10 protein-coding genes are annotated in these 14270 nt (G+C 69.3%); 5 read left to right on the plus strand and 5 right to left on the minus strand.

Annotated elements, in window-relative coordinates; all coding sequences use genetic code 11:
- The first annotated feature begins 2 nt into the window (after positions 1–2).
- From tsaE to trxA, 5 genes are all read left to right on the plus strand, one after another.
- Positions 3–1535 carry a tRNA (adenosine(37)-N6)-threonylcarbamoyltransferase complex ATPase subunit type 1 TsaE gene (gene tsaE / locus SCD90_RS00925; RefSeq protein ID WP_319842737.1) on the plus strand — a complete coding sequence of 511 codons (1533 nt, stop codon included), beginning with the start codon at positions 3–5 and terminating at the stop codon, positions 1533–1535.
- Positions 1532–2251 carry a nucleotidyltransferase family protein gene (locus SCD90_RS00930; RefSeq protein ID WP_319842738.1) on the plus strand — a complete coding sequence of 240 codons (720 nt, stop codon included), beginning with the start codon at positions 1532–1534 and terminating at the stop codon, positions 2249–2251. Before tsaE ends, SCD90_RS00930 begins: the two co-directional genes overlap by 4 nt.
- Positions 2232–5345 (plus strand): double-strand break repair protein AddB, encoded by a 3114-nt coding sequence (gene addB, locus SCD90_RS00935; protein WP_319842739.1) that lies wholly within the window; start codon positions 2232–2234, stop codon positions 5343–5345. Before SCD90_RS00930 ends, addB begins: the two co-directional genes overlap by 20 nt.
- Positions 5342–8791 (plus strand): double-strand break repair helicase AddA, encoded by a 3450-nt coding sequence (gene addA / locus SCD90_RS00940; protein WP_319842740.1) that lies wholly within the window; start codon positions 5342–5344, stop codon positions 8789–8791. The genes addB and addA overlap by 4 nt, the downstream gene beginning before the upstream one ends.
- Before the next feature lie 79 nt (positions 8792–8870).
- The gene (gene trxA, locus SCD90_RS00945) at positions 8871–9191 is read left to right on the plus strand and encodes a thioredoxin (protein ID WP_319842741.1); all 321 of its coding nucleotides are present in this window, start codon (positions 8871–8873) and stop codon (positions 9189–9191) included.
- 44 nt (positions 9192–9235) lie between these two features.
- On the opposite strand, the gene SCD90_RS00950 is transcribed toward trxA, so the two are convergent.
- From SCD90_RS00950 to SCD90_RS00970, 5 genes are read right to left on the minus strand one after another with little or no spacing between them, the layout of a single operon-like run.
- Entirely contained in the window at positions 9236–10546 is a 1311-nt protein-coding gene (locus SCD90_RS00950; protein WP_319842742.1) for a bifunctional folylpolyglutamate synthase/dihydrofolate synthase, read from the minus strand.
- Between the two features lie 19 nt (positions 10547–10565).
- Positions 10566–11486: an acetyl-CoA carboxylase, carboxyltransferase subunit beta gene (accD, locus tag SCD90_RS00955; RefSeq protein WP_319842743.1), complete on the minus strand. Its 921-nt coding sequence runs from the start codon at positions 11484–11486 to the stop codon at positions 10566–10568.
- A 19-nt stretch (positions 11487–11505) separates the two neighbouring features.
- Positions 11506–12345, minus strand: a complete 840-nt coding sequence (gene trpA, locus SCD90_RS00960) for a tryptophan synthase subunit alpha (RefSeq protein ID WP_319842744.1) — start codon at positions 12343–12345, stop codon at positions 11506–11508.
- Complete coding sequence (trpB, locus tag SCD90_RS00965; RefSeq protein ID WP_319842745.1) at positions 12342–13553, minus strand: tryptophan synthase subunit beta; 1212 nt, start codon at positions 13551–13553, stop codon at positions 12342–12344. The genes trpA and trpB overlap by 4 nt, the downstream gene beginning before the upstream one ends.
- Positions 13550–14218 (minus strand): phosphoribosylanthranilate isomerase, encoded by a 669-nt coding sequence (locus tag SCD90_RS00970; protein WP_319842746.1) that lies wholly within the window; start codon positions 14216–14218, stop codon positions 13550–13552. The genes trpB and SCD90_RS00970 overlap by 4 nt, the downstream gene beginning before the upstream one ends.
- Between the last annotated feature and the right edge of the window lie 52 nt (positions 14219–14270).

Below are 14270 nucleotides of genomic sequence, written 5' to 3' on the forward strand. Positions count from 1 at the left end.
CCATGGCAAGCACCTCGGACACAGCCACGGCTCTCGCACTGCCGGATGAGGCCGCCACCACCCGCCTGGCCGCAGCCCTGGCTCCGCTCCTGAAGCCCGGCGACGTCGTGGCACTGGCCGGCGATCTGGGATCGGGAAAGACGACCTTTGCCCGGCAGGTCATCCGGCGCATCGCGGGAGATCCGGAGCTCGACGTGCCGAGCCCCACCTTCAGCCTGATCCAGACCTATGACACGCCTCGGGGCACCGTTCTCCACGCGGACCTTTACCGCGTCGCCGATCCCGAGGAGTTGCTGGAGATCGGCTGGGACGAGGTTGGTGGCGGCGTCATCGCTCTCGTGGAATGGCCGGAGCGTGCCGGCAGCGATCTCGCCAGCGGCGCCCTGCGGCTGACCTTCTCCATCGATCCGGAGCGGCCGTCGGACTCACGCCGCGTCGAGATCGGGGCGTCCGACGACTGGATGAAGCGCATCGAACGCGGCTTGCAGGTGGCGGCCTTCCTCGACGAGGCCGGATGGGGCACCGCGCAGCGCCTGTATCTGCAGGGCGACGCGTCTTCCCGGCGTTATGAACGCCTGGTGACGGGTACATCGAGCGCCATCCTGATGGACGCTCCTGCGCGCCCGGACGGTCCCGCCATCCGGGATGGCAAGCCATATAGCCGGCTCGCGCATCTTGCCGAGGACGTGGTGCCGTTCATCGCCGTGGCGGGGGCGCTGCGCGAGGCCGGCTTCTCTGCGCCACAGGTGCTTTCGGCCGACGCGCCTGCAGGGCTGCTGCTGACGGAGGATTTCGGCGGCGAGACCGTGCTGGTCGGCGGCGCGCACACGGCCGAGCGACTGACCGTGGCGGCCGATGTGCTGGTAGAGCTCCACGGCAGAGAACGCTCCAGCCAGATCCCCTATGGCGACGGCTCCTACACCATTCCCGATTACGACCTCGATGCGCTGCTGATCGAAACGGAACTGCTGGCCGATTGGTACATCCCGGCCGCGGGTGCGCCGCTCGGGGCAGCAGATCGCGCCCGTTTCCTCCAGCTTTGGCGCGACACCCTCGACGCCGTGCAGGGCAGCCAGGCGACCTGGGTGCTGCGCGATTACCACTCACCGAACCTGATGTGGCTGCCGGAGCGCGAGGGTATCCGTCGTATCGGCCTGCTCGACTTTCAGGACGCGGTGATGGGCCACCCGGCCTATGATCTGGTCTCGCTGCTTCAGGACGCCCGCGTGGATGTTCCCGAGGCGCTGGAGATGCAGCTCCTCTCCCGCTATGTCGGCGCACGCAAGAAGGCGCCGCAGGTGTTCGATCCCAACGACTTCGCCCGCGCCTATGCGACGCTCGGCGCGCAACGTGCGACCAAGATCCTCGGCATCTTCGTCCGGCTCGCGGTCCGCGACGGCAAGCGCGGCTACCTGCGGCACCTGCCGCGCATGCTTGGCTATCTCCGCCGCAACCTCGCGCATCCGTCCCTTGAAGAGCTGCGCGGCTGGTATGTGGATGCCCTCGGCTCCCTCGAGGCTGCGCCTCCCCTATGACCTCGATACGTTCTGCCATGGTGCTGGCGGCGGGCCTCGGCACGCGCATGAAGCCCCTGACCCTGACCATGCCGAAGCCGATGGTGCCGGTCTGCGGGCAGCCGCTGATCGACCATGTGCTCGACCGGCTGGAGGACGCGGGCGCCGAGACGGTGGTGGTGAACCTCCACCACCATGCGGACGTGCTGGAAGCACATCTTGCGGGCCGCAAGCATCCCCGCATCATTCTCTCTGACGAGCGGGACGGTCTGCTCGACTCCGGCGGCGGCATCCGCAAGGCGCTGCCACATCTGGGAGAGCTGCCGTTCTTCGTCATGAACGCCGACACGATCTGGATCGAGGGCATGCGCCCGAACCTGCGCGGCCTTGCACAGGCGTTTGACGGGGACCGCATGGACGGCCTGCTGCTGCTTGCGGCCTCAACCACCAGCGTCGGCTATGACGGGCGCGGCGACTTCCTGCTGGACCCGGAGGGGCGCCTCGCGCGCCGTCCCGAGCGCGGCGTCGCGCCCTTTGTCTATGCGGGCGCGGCCGTGCTTCACCCCCGCCTGTTCAGGGACGCGCCGGAGGGCGCGTTCTCCCTGAACCGCCTGTTCAACACAGCCATTGGGGACGGCCGTCTGTTCGGCTTGCGCCTGGAAGGCTTGTGGATGCATGTCGGCACGCCCGAGGCCATTGCCGAGGCCGAGACATGCTATGCGACAAGCGCCGCCTGAACGCAGCCGATCCAATGTCCTGACCGTTCCGTCGGGCGTGCCGTTTCTGGACGTGCTGGCCGAGTACCTGCTGGACGGCGGCCTCGTTGCCGGGCCACCGTTGCGGAACGATCCACTGGGCCTGATGGATGCCCGCATCTACCTGCCCACACGGCGCGCCGCGCGCGAGCTCGAGGCCATCTTCACGCGGCGGCTGGGCGGTTTCGCGCTGCTGCCCCGCATCATCGCGCTGGGCGAGTTCGCGGATGAGGACGACCCGTTCGGGGAGGACGGCCAGGAACCGGCCGAGTTGCCGCCTTCGGTCGGCGAAACCGCCCGCCGCCTGTTCCTCGCGCGTCTCGTCAGGGCCTGGGCCGGGCATGTCGCCGCCAACCTTTCCCCGGGCGCCGAAGAGGCCGACCTCATCCCCACAAGCCCGGGCAGCGCCGTGGCTCTGGCGACCGAACTCGGCCGCCTGATCGACAGCTTCGAGACGGAGAACGTCGATTGGGGCATGCTGGTCGGCCTCGTCCCCTCCGAGCATGACCGCATCTGGGACCTGACGCGGGATTTCCTGAAGATCGCGTCCCAGCACTGGCCGGCCTACCTCTCCGAGACCGGCCTGATCGGAGCCGCCGAGCGCCGCAACCTCCATCTCCGCGCCATGGCCGAGAGCATCCGCGCGGAGCGGCCGGAATGTCCGGTGGTGGTCGCCGGCTCCACCGGCTCCATTCCCGCCACGGCGGACCTGATGGCGGCGGTGTCGCGTCTGCCGCGCGGCGCAGTGGTGCTGCAGGGCCTCGACACCGATGCCGACGACGACACATGGCGCGAGATCGGCGGGCGCACCGGCGACCGCCCCGCATCGGCTGCGGCATGGACGCATCCGCAGAACGCCTTCTACCGGCTTCTCGAGAGGCTCGATCTGCAACGCGGCGAGATCGGCCATTTGTCGCGCCCGGACGTGGCCCGCGATGCGCGGCGCAGCCTTGTCTCGCGCGCGCTTCTGCCGTCCGAGCGCACCGAGACCTGGGCCAGCGATGCGCCCCGGCAGGCGGATGAGGCCCTGGCCGGGCTGACGCTGGTCGAAGCCGCGAACGAGCGCGAGGAGGCGCTGGCCATCGCGGTCGCCCTGCGCGAAACGCTGGAGCATCCTGAGCACACGGTTGCGCTGGTCACGCCGGATCGGACGCTTGCCCGACGCGTCGCGGCCGAACTGCGACGCTGGAACGTTGAGGTCGAGGACAGCGCTGGGCTTCCGCTCGCCGAAAGCCGGATCGGCATCCTCGCCCGGCTTCTGGCGGATGCCGCGCGCGACGACCTCGCTCCGGCCGATGTGCTGGCTTTGCTGGGCCATCCCGAGGCCGGCTTCGGGCTGGACCCCGCCGGGCGGCGGCGCGGTGCGACGGCTCTTGAGTTCGGCGCGCTGCGGGGCCCGACTCCGCCTCCCGGCGCGGCGGGGCTGGGCCACGCCATTGCGCTGGCACGCGGTGAGGCGCGCGAGCAGCAGAGCTTCGCGCACCCAGCCCGCAACGCCTTGGCCGAGGAAGACTGGGACGCGGCCTCGCGCCTGATCGAGTGCCTGCACCGCGCCCTTGAACCGCTCTGCGCACTGGGACGCGGAGGGCGCGAGGCGCCGCTCCACGATCTGCTGGTTGCGCACCGCAGCGCCATCGAAGCGGCGTTGGGCGGGGAGAAGGACAACCCGGACTGGGCGACGCTCGCGGCGTTCTTCGATGAGGCCGATGGCGCGGAGGCCGTGCAGTTCACCGTTGGGCTGGCCGACTACCCCGCCGTGTTCCGCGCCATGCTTCAGGGCCGCGCCGCCCGGCCCGTGACGCCGGGACATCCGCGCCTGCGCATCCTCGGCACGCTGGAAGCCCGCTTGCTCGGCTTCGACCGGCTGGTGCTGGGCGGACTGGTGGAGACGGTGTGGCCGCCGCAGACGGTGAACGACCCCTTCCTCTCCCGCCCCATGCGCGCGGCTCTGGGCCTGCCCCCGCCGGAATGGCGCATCGGCCTCGCGGCCCACGACTTCGAGATGGCGCTCGGCGGGCCCGACGTGCTCCTGACGCGGGCCCTGAAGAGCGGCGGCGCGCCGAGTGTCGCCTCACGTTGGGTGCAGCGGCTGGCGGCGGTGTCCGGAGAGACGTGGAAGCCGGTGCAGGAGCGCGGCCACCGCTACCTCTCACTTGCACGGGCGCTGGACGATGCACCGGTGAAACGCGCCGGCGCGCCTGCGCCCCGCCCGCCGCTCGACCTGCGCCCGCTGCGGCTCTCGGTCACCGAGGTCGAGACTCTGATCCGCGATCCGTACGCGATCTATGCGCGCCACGTGCTGCGGCTGCAGCCGCTGGAACCGGTGGGCGTGCTGCCGCAGGCCTCCGACCGTGGCACCATCATCCACGGGGCGCTGTCGCGCTTCATCGAGGAACGCGATGTGTTCGCGCCGGATGCGGCGGAGCAGCTTTGCGCCATTGGCCGCGAGGCCTTCGAGCCGTTCTGGGCCTTTCCCGACATCCGCGCCCTGTGGTGGCCGCGGTTCCAGCGCATCGCGCGCTGGTTCGTGGAATGGGAGCGCACGCGCCGGCCGGGCATCGCGGCTCCCTTCACCGAGAAGCGGGGTCGCCTGTCCTGGCCACTGGGCACGCGCGGCGAGTTCACGCTGTCGGGGCGTGCGGACCGGCTCGACCAGCTGGCCTCGGGAAGCTTTGCGATCCTCGACTACAAGACGGGCGCGCGGCCGGGCGACCGCGAGGTCTGCGCCGGCTTCTCGCCGCAGCTGCTGCTGGAGGGCGCCATCCTGCGGCATGGCGCCTTCGAGGACGGCCTGTCAGGTGAGGTGGAGGACTACCTGTATGTCCGCCTCACCGGAGGCGCGCAGCCCGGCGACGCCCATCGGGTGGACACCGACACCCGCACGCCCGCGGAACTCGCGGATGAGGCGCTGGCCAAGCTGAAAGCGCTGATGGAGGATTTCGAGCGGGAGGAGCAGCCCTACCGCTCCCACACCTATCCAAAGTTCATGCGCGGCATCCAGGGCACCTACGACCATCTGGCCCGCTACGCGGAATGGTCCATCGCGCCCGAGAGCGACGAGGGTTCGGAGGCATGAAGCCGCTCTTCGCCAGCGAGATCACCAAGGAACGCCAGCTCCTTGCCGCCGACCCGACGGCCTCGGCCTGGGTGTCGGCCAATGCCGGCTCCGGCAAGACCACCGTCCTGTCCAACCGCGTCATCCGGCTGCTGCTGTCCGGTGTCGAGCCGTCGCGCATCCTGTGCCTGACCTTCACCAAGGCCGCGGCGGCGAACATGTCGAACCGCGTGTTCAGCAGGCTTTCGGCCTGGGCGACGCTGCCGGATGCGGAACTGGACAAGGCGCTGGACGGCCTGGGCGCCGGGCCTGCGAACGCGGTGCTGCGCGCGCGCGCGCGGCGGCTGTTCGCACGGGCGCTGGAAACGCCGGGCGGGCTGAAGGTGCTGACCATCCACGCCTTCTGCGAGCGCGTGCTGCACGGCTTCCCGTTCGAGGCGCGGGTGCCGGCGTCCTTCACAGTGCTGGACGACCGCCAGCGTGAGGAGCTTGTGGCCGCCGCCCGCGCGGAGGTCCTGGCCCTTGCCGCCGACGGCAGCAGCAATGCCGTGGCCGGTGCGCTGGGCGCGCTTCTCACGGAAGCCGGCGACGGTACCATCGACAGGGCGCTCGGCGAGATGCTGCGCCGGGGCGAGCAGGTGGCCGCACTGATGCGTCAGGATGGCGCCGACACCTCTGCCCGCACGGCGAACCGCATCGCGGCCGCGCTTGGTCTCATGCCCGGGGAGACGGTGGAGAGCATCAATGCCGAGATCGTGGACGAGCAGGCGGCCGTCGCCCGCTGGCCCGACCTCCTCGGCTGGCTGCGCAGCGGCACGGCGAACGACCACAAGCTTGCCGACTGCATCGAGGAGGCGCGCGCTGCGGCATCCCCTCACGGGCGGCGGACCGCCTATCTGAGCCTGTGCCTGACCAAGAAGCTGGAGCCCCGCTCCGACAAGCAGTTCGTGACCAAGAAGCTGCGCGATGCGCGGCCGGACCTCTACGAGTTCCTGCTGGAGGAACGCGAGCGGCTCGCGGCACTGATCACGCGCCGCCGCGCCGCCGCCACTGGCGAGCGCAGCATGGCGCTGCTCACCATCGCCGATGCCGTGTGGTCGCGCTACGCCGTTGAGAAGGCGCGGCGTGGGGCACTGGACTTCACGGACCTCATCACCGCGACGCGCGCGCTGATCCGCGACACGGGCGCTGCCTGGGTGCACTTCAAGCTGGACCAGGGCATCGATCACATCCTCGTGGACGAGGCGCAGGACACCTCGCCCGAGCAATGGGAGATCATCGCCGGGCTGGCCGCGGAGTTCACCGCGGGCGAAGGTGCGCGCACCCAGAGCCGCACAGTCTTCGCGGTGGGCGACGAGAAGCAGTCCATCTTCAGCTTCCAGGGCGCGGCGCCGGCCGAGTTCGACCGCTGGCGGCGCACCTACACGCAGATGCACGTGGAGGCCGGGCTGGTCTTCCATCCCCTGCCTCTCACGCAGAGCTTCCGGTCTGCTTCCGCCGTGCTTGAGGCCGTCGACCAGACCTTTGCCGCGCCTGAGGCCCATGCCGGCCTGTCCTCGGAGGCCGTGGGCACGGCGCATGACACGGCGCGCACCGGGGCGCCCGGCCGCGTGGAGGTCTGGCCGCTGATCGAGCCGGCCGACAAGGGCGACGAGGAAAAGCCCTGGAACGCACCGCTCGATGCGGTGGCGGAGAGGAGTCCGGTGGTGCAGCTTGCGGGGCGCATCGCCGGGGCCGTGAAAGGATGGACCCGCGGCGAGGATGTGCTGGGCCCCTGCCCCGCCGTGCCGGAAGGCGAAATCCTGATATTGGTGCGCAATCGCGGGCCGCTCTTCGAAGCGGTCTTGCGCGAGCTGAAGAACGCCGATGTGCGCGTGGCGGGCGCGGACCGGCTGGTTCTCGGCGGCCACATTGCGGTGCTGGACCTTCTGGCGCTGGCCGATGTGCTGGTGCAGCCGGCGGACGATCTTGCGCTGGCCGGCGTGCTGAAGAGCCCGCTCTTCGGCTTCGACGACGACGATCTGATGCGCCTCGCGCCGAAGCGCGCGGGTGGTCTTCGGTCGGCCCTGCGGAACTCGCCAGAAGCGGCGTTCGTGGAAGCGGACCGGACCTTGTCGCGCTGGGCCGCGACGGCGGCGCGGCAGCGCCCGTTCGATTTCTACGCAGGCGTGCTGAGCCATGGCGGCGGACGGCGCGCGTTCCGCTCGCGGCTGGGCGCGGAAGTGGATGACGTGCTGGACGAGTTCCTGCGCCTCGCCATTACCTATGGAGAGAGCGAGACGCCGAGCCTGTTCGGCTTCGCGGCCTGGATGCGGGCAGCACCCGCCGAGATCAAGCGCGACCTCGAGACCGGTGGCTCGGAAGTGCGCGTGATGACGGTGCACGGCGCCAAGGGGCTCGAGGCCCGACTGGTGGTGCTCGCGGATTTCGGCTGTCCCCGGCAGGGCAGCAAGGCCCCCGTCATCTACGGCGTGGACGAACCCGGCCGCCGCGAAGGCGAGGCCGAGCTCCTGCTGTGGTCGCCCAAGAAGGACGACGATCCGCCGCCGCTGACGGCTGCCCGGCTGGCCGAAACCGCCGAGGACGAAGGAGAGCACCGCCGCCTCCTCTATGTGGCCCTGACACGTGCGGAGGATCGCCTGGTCATTGCCGGCCATGTGGGGCAACGCACCAAGCGGGACGGCTCCTGGTACGGGCTGGTGGCCGGTGCGCTGGACCAGCCTTTCGGCACCCGGCATCACGTGGGGGCATTCGGCGGCGAAATGGTCGTCTACAGCACGGGAGACGCGGTGCAGGCGGAGGCAAGTGCGCCCGCCGTGCCCCTCTCCCCGGACCTGCCCGTCTGGCTGCGTGCGCCTGCGCGGGCTGAGGCCCCGGCGGCCGTGCGGCTGGCTCCCTCCCGCGCGCTGCCGCATGTGCCGTCCACTCCGGGCGAAGCCGGCGGCATGGAACGCGGGCGCCTCCTGCACCGTCTGCTGGAGGAATTGCCGCGCCTCCCGCCGGAGACGCGCGGAACGGCGGCTGCGCGCTATCTTGCTCGCAGGGCTCCCGGTCTGTCGGCTGTCGAGCAGGCCGACATCGCCCGCGAGGCGGTGGACATCACCTTGCAGCCCCATCTGGCCGCGCTGCTCGGACCGTCCGCCCGCGCCGAGGTGCCGCTGACGGGCGAGCTCTCGCGGGCGGATGGCACGTCCTTGCTCGTCGCCGGGCGGGTGGACCGCCTGCTGGTGGAAGAGGATCGCGTCCTGCTGGTCGATTTCAAGAGCGAGCGCGCGGTGCCCGCACGCGTGCCCGATCACTACGTGGCGCAGTTGGCCCTCTACGGCGCGGTACTGCGCGAGCTGTTCACCGGGCGCCGGGTGGAATGCGCCGTGCTCTGGACCAGCACCGGAGAACTGGCCGTGGTTGGCGAGGCCCAGTTGAATGCAATGCTGGCCCGCATCCTGGCCCTGCCGCCCCTTCCTTGACGCTTTCGGGAAGGGTTCCTACGTTCCCGTCAACGCCGCCGGCCGCGCCCGGCCACTCTGATTCGAGGTATATGCAATCATGGCCACCGTGAAGATCACCGATTCCAGCTTCGCCGATGACGTGCTGAAGTCCGACACCCCCGTCGTCGTCGACTTCTGGGCGGAATGGTGTGGCCCGTGCCGCATGATCGGCCCGGCGCTGGAAGAGATTTCCACCGAACTCGCCGGCAAGGTGAAGGTGGTGAAGCTGAACATCGACGAAAACCCGGCAACCGCCGCACAGTTCGGCGTTCGCTCGATCCCGACTCTGCTGATGTTCAAGGACGGCCAGCAGGTTTCGAACCATGTCGGCGCCGCACCGAAGTCGAAGCTGTCGCAGTGGATCGAAGGCGCGATCTGATCGCCCGGAACTCGCAGGAAAAAGCCCCCTCACGGGGGCTTCTTTCATTCCGGCGGCGTGCCGTTTGCGGCCAGCACCTCGCCCGCAAGGTACAGTGATCCCGTGATGAGCACGCGAGGCGGCAAGTTGTCGTCTTCCAACTCGACCGCCCGCAGCGCCTCTTCGAGGCTGGCATAGGGCAGTGCCGGCAATCCGGCGTAATCGGCCGAAGCTGCCACCTCTTCCGCCGGCAGGCTGTTCTCGCTGCCGGCGATCGGTACCGCCAGCACAGTCGAAGCCAAGCCGCTGAAAGGCTCGAAGAAGCCTTCCGAATCCTTGGTGTTCAGCATGCCGGCTATCAGGACCAGGGGACGTGCGACACGTTCTTCCAGTTCCGCCATGGTGGATGCGACGACGCGGCCGCCATCGGGATTGTGGCCCCCGTCCAGCCAGAGCTCAGATCCTTCCGGCAGCAGGTCCAGGAGCGTGCCGGTGGTGAGGCGCTGAAGGCGCGCGGGCCATTGCACGGTCTGCAGTCCTGTCTCGATGTCGGACGCGGAGATGCCGAGATCCGGCAGCGCGCGGAGGGTCGCGATGGCCGCGCCGGCATTTTCATGCTGGTGACGACCGGCGAGACGCGGCAGCGGCAGATCGAGCAGCCCATTCTCGTCTTCGAAGACGAAGCGCCCCCGCTCTTCCCGCGCCTGCCAGTCCTGCCCCGAGATCAGCAACGGTGCGCGCACGCGGGCGGCGCAGACCTCGAGGACGTCGCGGACCGCGTCGCCCTGCGCCGAGATGACGGCAGGCACGCCGCGCTTCATCACGCCGGCCTTCTCGATGGCGATCTGCTCCACGGTGTCGCCGAGGAAGCCGGTATGGTCAATCGAGATAGAGGTGATCACCGAGGCCAGGGGCTTGTCGATGACATTCGTCGCGTCGAGCCTGCCACCGAGACCGACTTCAAGCAGCAGCACATCCGCCGGCACACGGGCGAACAGCAGGAACGCCGCAGCGGTGGTGATCTCGAACTGCGTGATGGCGGCGCCGTCATTGATGCGCTCCACCTCTTCCAGCGCGGAGACGAGCGTCTCCTCCTCCACGAGCGTGCCCGCAAGGCGGATCCGCTCGTGAAACCGCACGAGATGCGGCGAGGTGTAGACGTGGACGCGCTTTCCGGCTGCTTCCAGCATGGCGCGCAGGAACGCGACCGTGGAGCCCTTGCCGTTCGTGCCCGCGACATGGATGACCGGAGGCACCTGCCGCTCTGGATGGCCCAGGCGCTCCAGAAGATCGGTCATGCGTCCGAGGGACAGGTCGATGCGGCGCGGATGCAACGCCACCAACCGGTCGAGGATGGCGCTGCTCTCGGTGCCCATCAGTCCAGACGCCCGTCGATCACTCGGCGGCCGCGGCTTCCACCGGCTGCACGTCGAGCGGGGTGATGATGGGCTCCGCCATCGCCACCGCCGGGGACTTGGTGAGGATGCGGCACAGGCGGCTGAGGGTGCTGCGGAGGTGATGGCGGTGCACCACCATGTCCACCATGCCGTGCTCCTTGAGGTACTCGGCGCGCTGGAAGCCTTCCGGCAGCTTTTCGCGGATGGTCTGCTCGATGACGCGCGGACCGGCGAAACCGATGAGGGCGCCGGGCTCCGCGATGTGGAAATCGCCAAGCATGGCGTAGGACGCCGTGACGCCGCCGGTGGTGGGGTTGGTCAGCACCACGATGTAGGGCAGCCGCGCCTCGCGCAGCATCTGCACGCCCACGGTGACGCGCGGCATCTGCATCAGGGACAGGATGCCCTCCTGCATGCGCGCGCCGCCGGAGGCCGCAAACAGGATGAAGGGCGCCTCACGGCGCACGGCTTCCTCGAGGCCCGCGATGAGGGCTTCGCCGGCAGCCATGCCGAGAGAGCCGCCCATGAAGTCGAAGTCCTGGACGGCCACGACGACCTGCAGGCCTTCCAGCTCACCGGCGCCGACACGCACCGCGTCCTGCATGGACGTCTTGGCGCGGGCATCCTTCAGGCGGTCGACGTAACGCTTCTCGTCGCGGAACTTCAGCGGGTCCACGGCCACGTCGCGGAAGTGGATCTCCTCCCACTCGCCGTCGTCGAACACGCTCTTCAGCCGCTGATCGGCCTTCATGCGCATGTGGTATTCGGAGCCGGGAATGACCCAGAGATTGGCCTCCACGTCCTTGTGGAAGACGAGCTGGCCGCTGTCCGGGCACTTGATCCAGAGGTTCTCGGGCACCTCGCGGCGGCCCAGGAAGCCCTTTATGCGCGGGCGGACGACATTGGTGATCCAGTTCATTGCGGGCGCTCCCTAGACGCTATTCGGCGGCGGCGGCGCGGGCCGCTCTGATGCCAGCCGATAGCGAACGCACGATGTCGGTAACGGCGGAGACTGTCTTTTCCGTGGCGCGTCCATCAACCAGGCTGGTGCGCACCGTATCGACCAATGCCGAGCCGACCACGACGCCATCGGCATTGCGGGCGACCGCTTCCGCATGGGCGGCGGTCTTGACGCCGAAGCCGACCGCAACCGGCAGGTCGGTGTGGCTCTTGATGCGCGACACGGCGCGGCCAACCGCGTTGAAATCGGGCGCAGCCCCGCCGGTAATGCCGGTGACGGAGACGTAGTAGACGAAGCCGGACGTGTTGCGCAGCACGACGGGAAGCCGGGCCTCGTCCGTGGTGGGCGTTGCCAGCCGGATGAAGTTGAGACCGGCTGCGAGCGCCGGCAGGCAGAGCTCCGGGTCTTCCTCCGGCGGCAGGTCCACGACGATGAGGCCATCGACACCGGCCGCAAGCGCTTCAGACAGGAACCGGTCGACGCCGTGGACATAGATGGGGTTGTAGTAGCCCATCAGCACGACGGGGGTGTCCGGATCGCCGGCGCGGAAGGCCCGCACCAGGTCGATCGTCTTGGCGAGGTCCTGCCCGGCGGCGAGCGCCCGGAGGCCGGCAGCCTGGATGGGCGCACCGTCGGCCATCGGATCCGTGAAGGGCATACCGAGCTCGATGACATCCGCCCCGGCTTCCGGAAGAGCCTTCAGGATGGCGAGCGATGTCGCCGGATCGGGATCGCCGGCCATGACGAAGGTGACGAGGGCCGCGCGGCCCTCGCTGCGGCAGGCCGCGAAGCGGCGGTCGATGCGGGTCTGGCTCACAGGCTGGTTCCCAGGATCTCGGCCACCTGCGGCACGTCCTTGTCGCCCCGCCCGGAGAGGTTGACGACCATCAGATGGTCCTTCGACTTATTGGGCGCGAGGTCGGCCACCTTGGCCAGAGCATGCGCGGACTCGAGGGCGGGAATGATGCCTTCCAGCCGCGAGCACAGGCCGAAAGCTTCCAGCGCCTCCTCATCGGTGCAGGACAGGTACTGGACCCGGCCCACATCGTGCAGCCAGGAATGCTCGGGCCCGATGCCGGGATAATCGAGACCGGCCGAGATGGAATGGCCTTCCTCGATCTGGCCGTCATCGTTCATCAGCAGATAGGTGCGGTTGCCGTGCAGGATGCCGGGCTTGCCGCCGGCGATGGAGGCCGCGTGCAGTCCGCTGAGGCCGTGACCGGCCGCTTCCACGCCGTAGATCTCCACCGAGGGATCGTCGAGGAAGGGATGGAACAGGCCCATGGCGTTGGAGCCGCCGCCCACGCAGGCGAGCAGGCTGTCCGGCAGGCGGCCTTCCATCTCCTCCATCTGCTGGCGCGTCTCGTGGCCGATGATCGACTGGAAGTCGCGCACCATGGCCGGATAGGGGTGCGGGCCCGCCACCGTGCCGATGCAGTAGAAGGTGTCGTGGACGTTGGCGACCCAGTCGCGCAGCGCCTCGTTGAGCGCGTCCTTCAGGGTCTTGGAGCCGGAGTGAACGGGGATGACCTCGGCGCCCAGCATCTTCATGCGGAACACGTTCGGCGCCTGACGGGCCACGTCGACCGCGCCCATATAAACCACGCATTTCAGGCCGAAACGCGCGCACAGGGTGGCGGTGGCGACGCCGTGCTGTCCGGCGCCGGTCTCCGCGATGATGCGCTGCTTGCCCATGCGCCGCGCGAGCATGATCTGCCCCAGCACATTGTTCACCTTGTGGGAGCCGGTGTGATTCAGCTCCTCGCGCTTCAGGTAGATCTTGGCGCCGCCGAAATGCTCCGTCAGCCGCTCCGCGAAATAGAGCGGGCTGGGACGGCCCACATAGTGCGTCAGGTAGCCGTCCATCTCCTTTTGGAAGCTCGGGTCGTTGCGCGCATCCTCATAGGCTTGCTCGAGCTGCAGGATCAGCGGCATCAGGGTCTCGGCCACGAAGCGGCCGCCATAGATGCCGAAGCGCCCGGTCTCGTCCGGGCCGGTGCGGAAGGAATTCGGCTGCACGTTCACGACGACTGTTTCTCCTGCCGGGCATCGGCGCCGCGCACGGCCTGGATGAAGGCGCGGATAAGATCGGGGCTCTTCTCGCCGGGCGCGGTTTCCACGCCGGACGACACGTCGACGGCGCGCAAGCCGCTCACCTTGAGCGCATCCGGAACATTGTCCGCATTGAGCCCTCCGGAAAGCATGAAGCCGCCGCTCGGGTCAAGACCGCGCAGCAGCGTCCAGTCGAATGACCTGCCATGGCCGCCCGGGCGCGTGGCGTCCTTCGGTGGCTTGGCGTCGAACAGGATGCGCTCCGCCAGCGGCGCATAGTCGGCGAGCATTTCGAGATCGGACGCGTCGGAAACCGGCAGCGCCTTCCAGACCTCCACGCCCCGGGGCAAGCGGAACTCGCGGATCTGCTCAGGGGTCTCGCGGCCATGGAACTGCACCACGTCCGGGCGGACCTCCCTTATGATCTCTGCGAGAAGATCGTGCGAGGGATCGACGACCAAGGCCACGACGCGTGCCCGGCCCCGTGCGATGTCCGCAAGCTGGGCCGCTTCCTCTACGGAGACGGCGCGCGGGCTGGGCGGAAAGAAGACGAAGCCGACGTGATCCGCGCCCGCCGCAAGGGCGGCGTCAAGCGCATCCGCTGTCCGGATGCCGCAGATCTTGATCTCGGTGGCCATGGTGGATCAATTGGTCCACACGCGGCGGATTGCAACCCGCCAGCACGCCGCA

Origin of the sequence: Terrihabitans rhizophilus (genome assembly GCF_033898525.1) — a bacterium.
In the GTDB taxonomy this organism is placed as follows: domain Bacteria; phylum Pseudomonadota; class Alphaproteobacteria; order Rhizobiales; family Methylopilaceae; genus Flaviflagellibacter; species Flaviflagellibacter rhizophilus.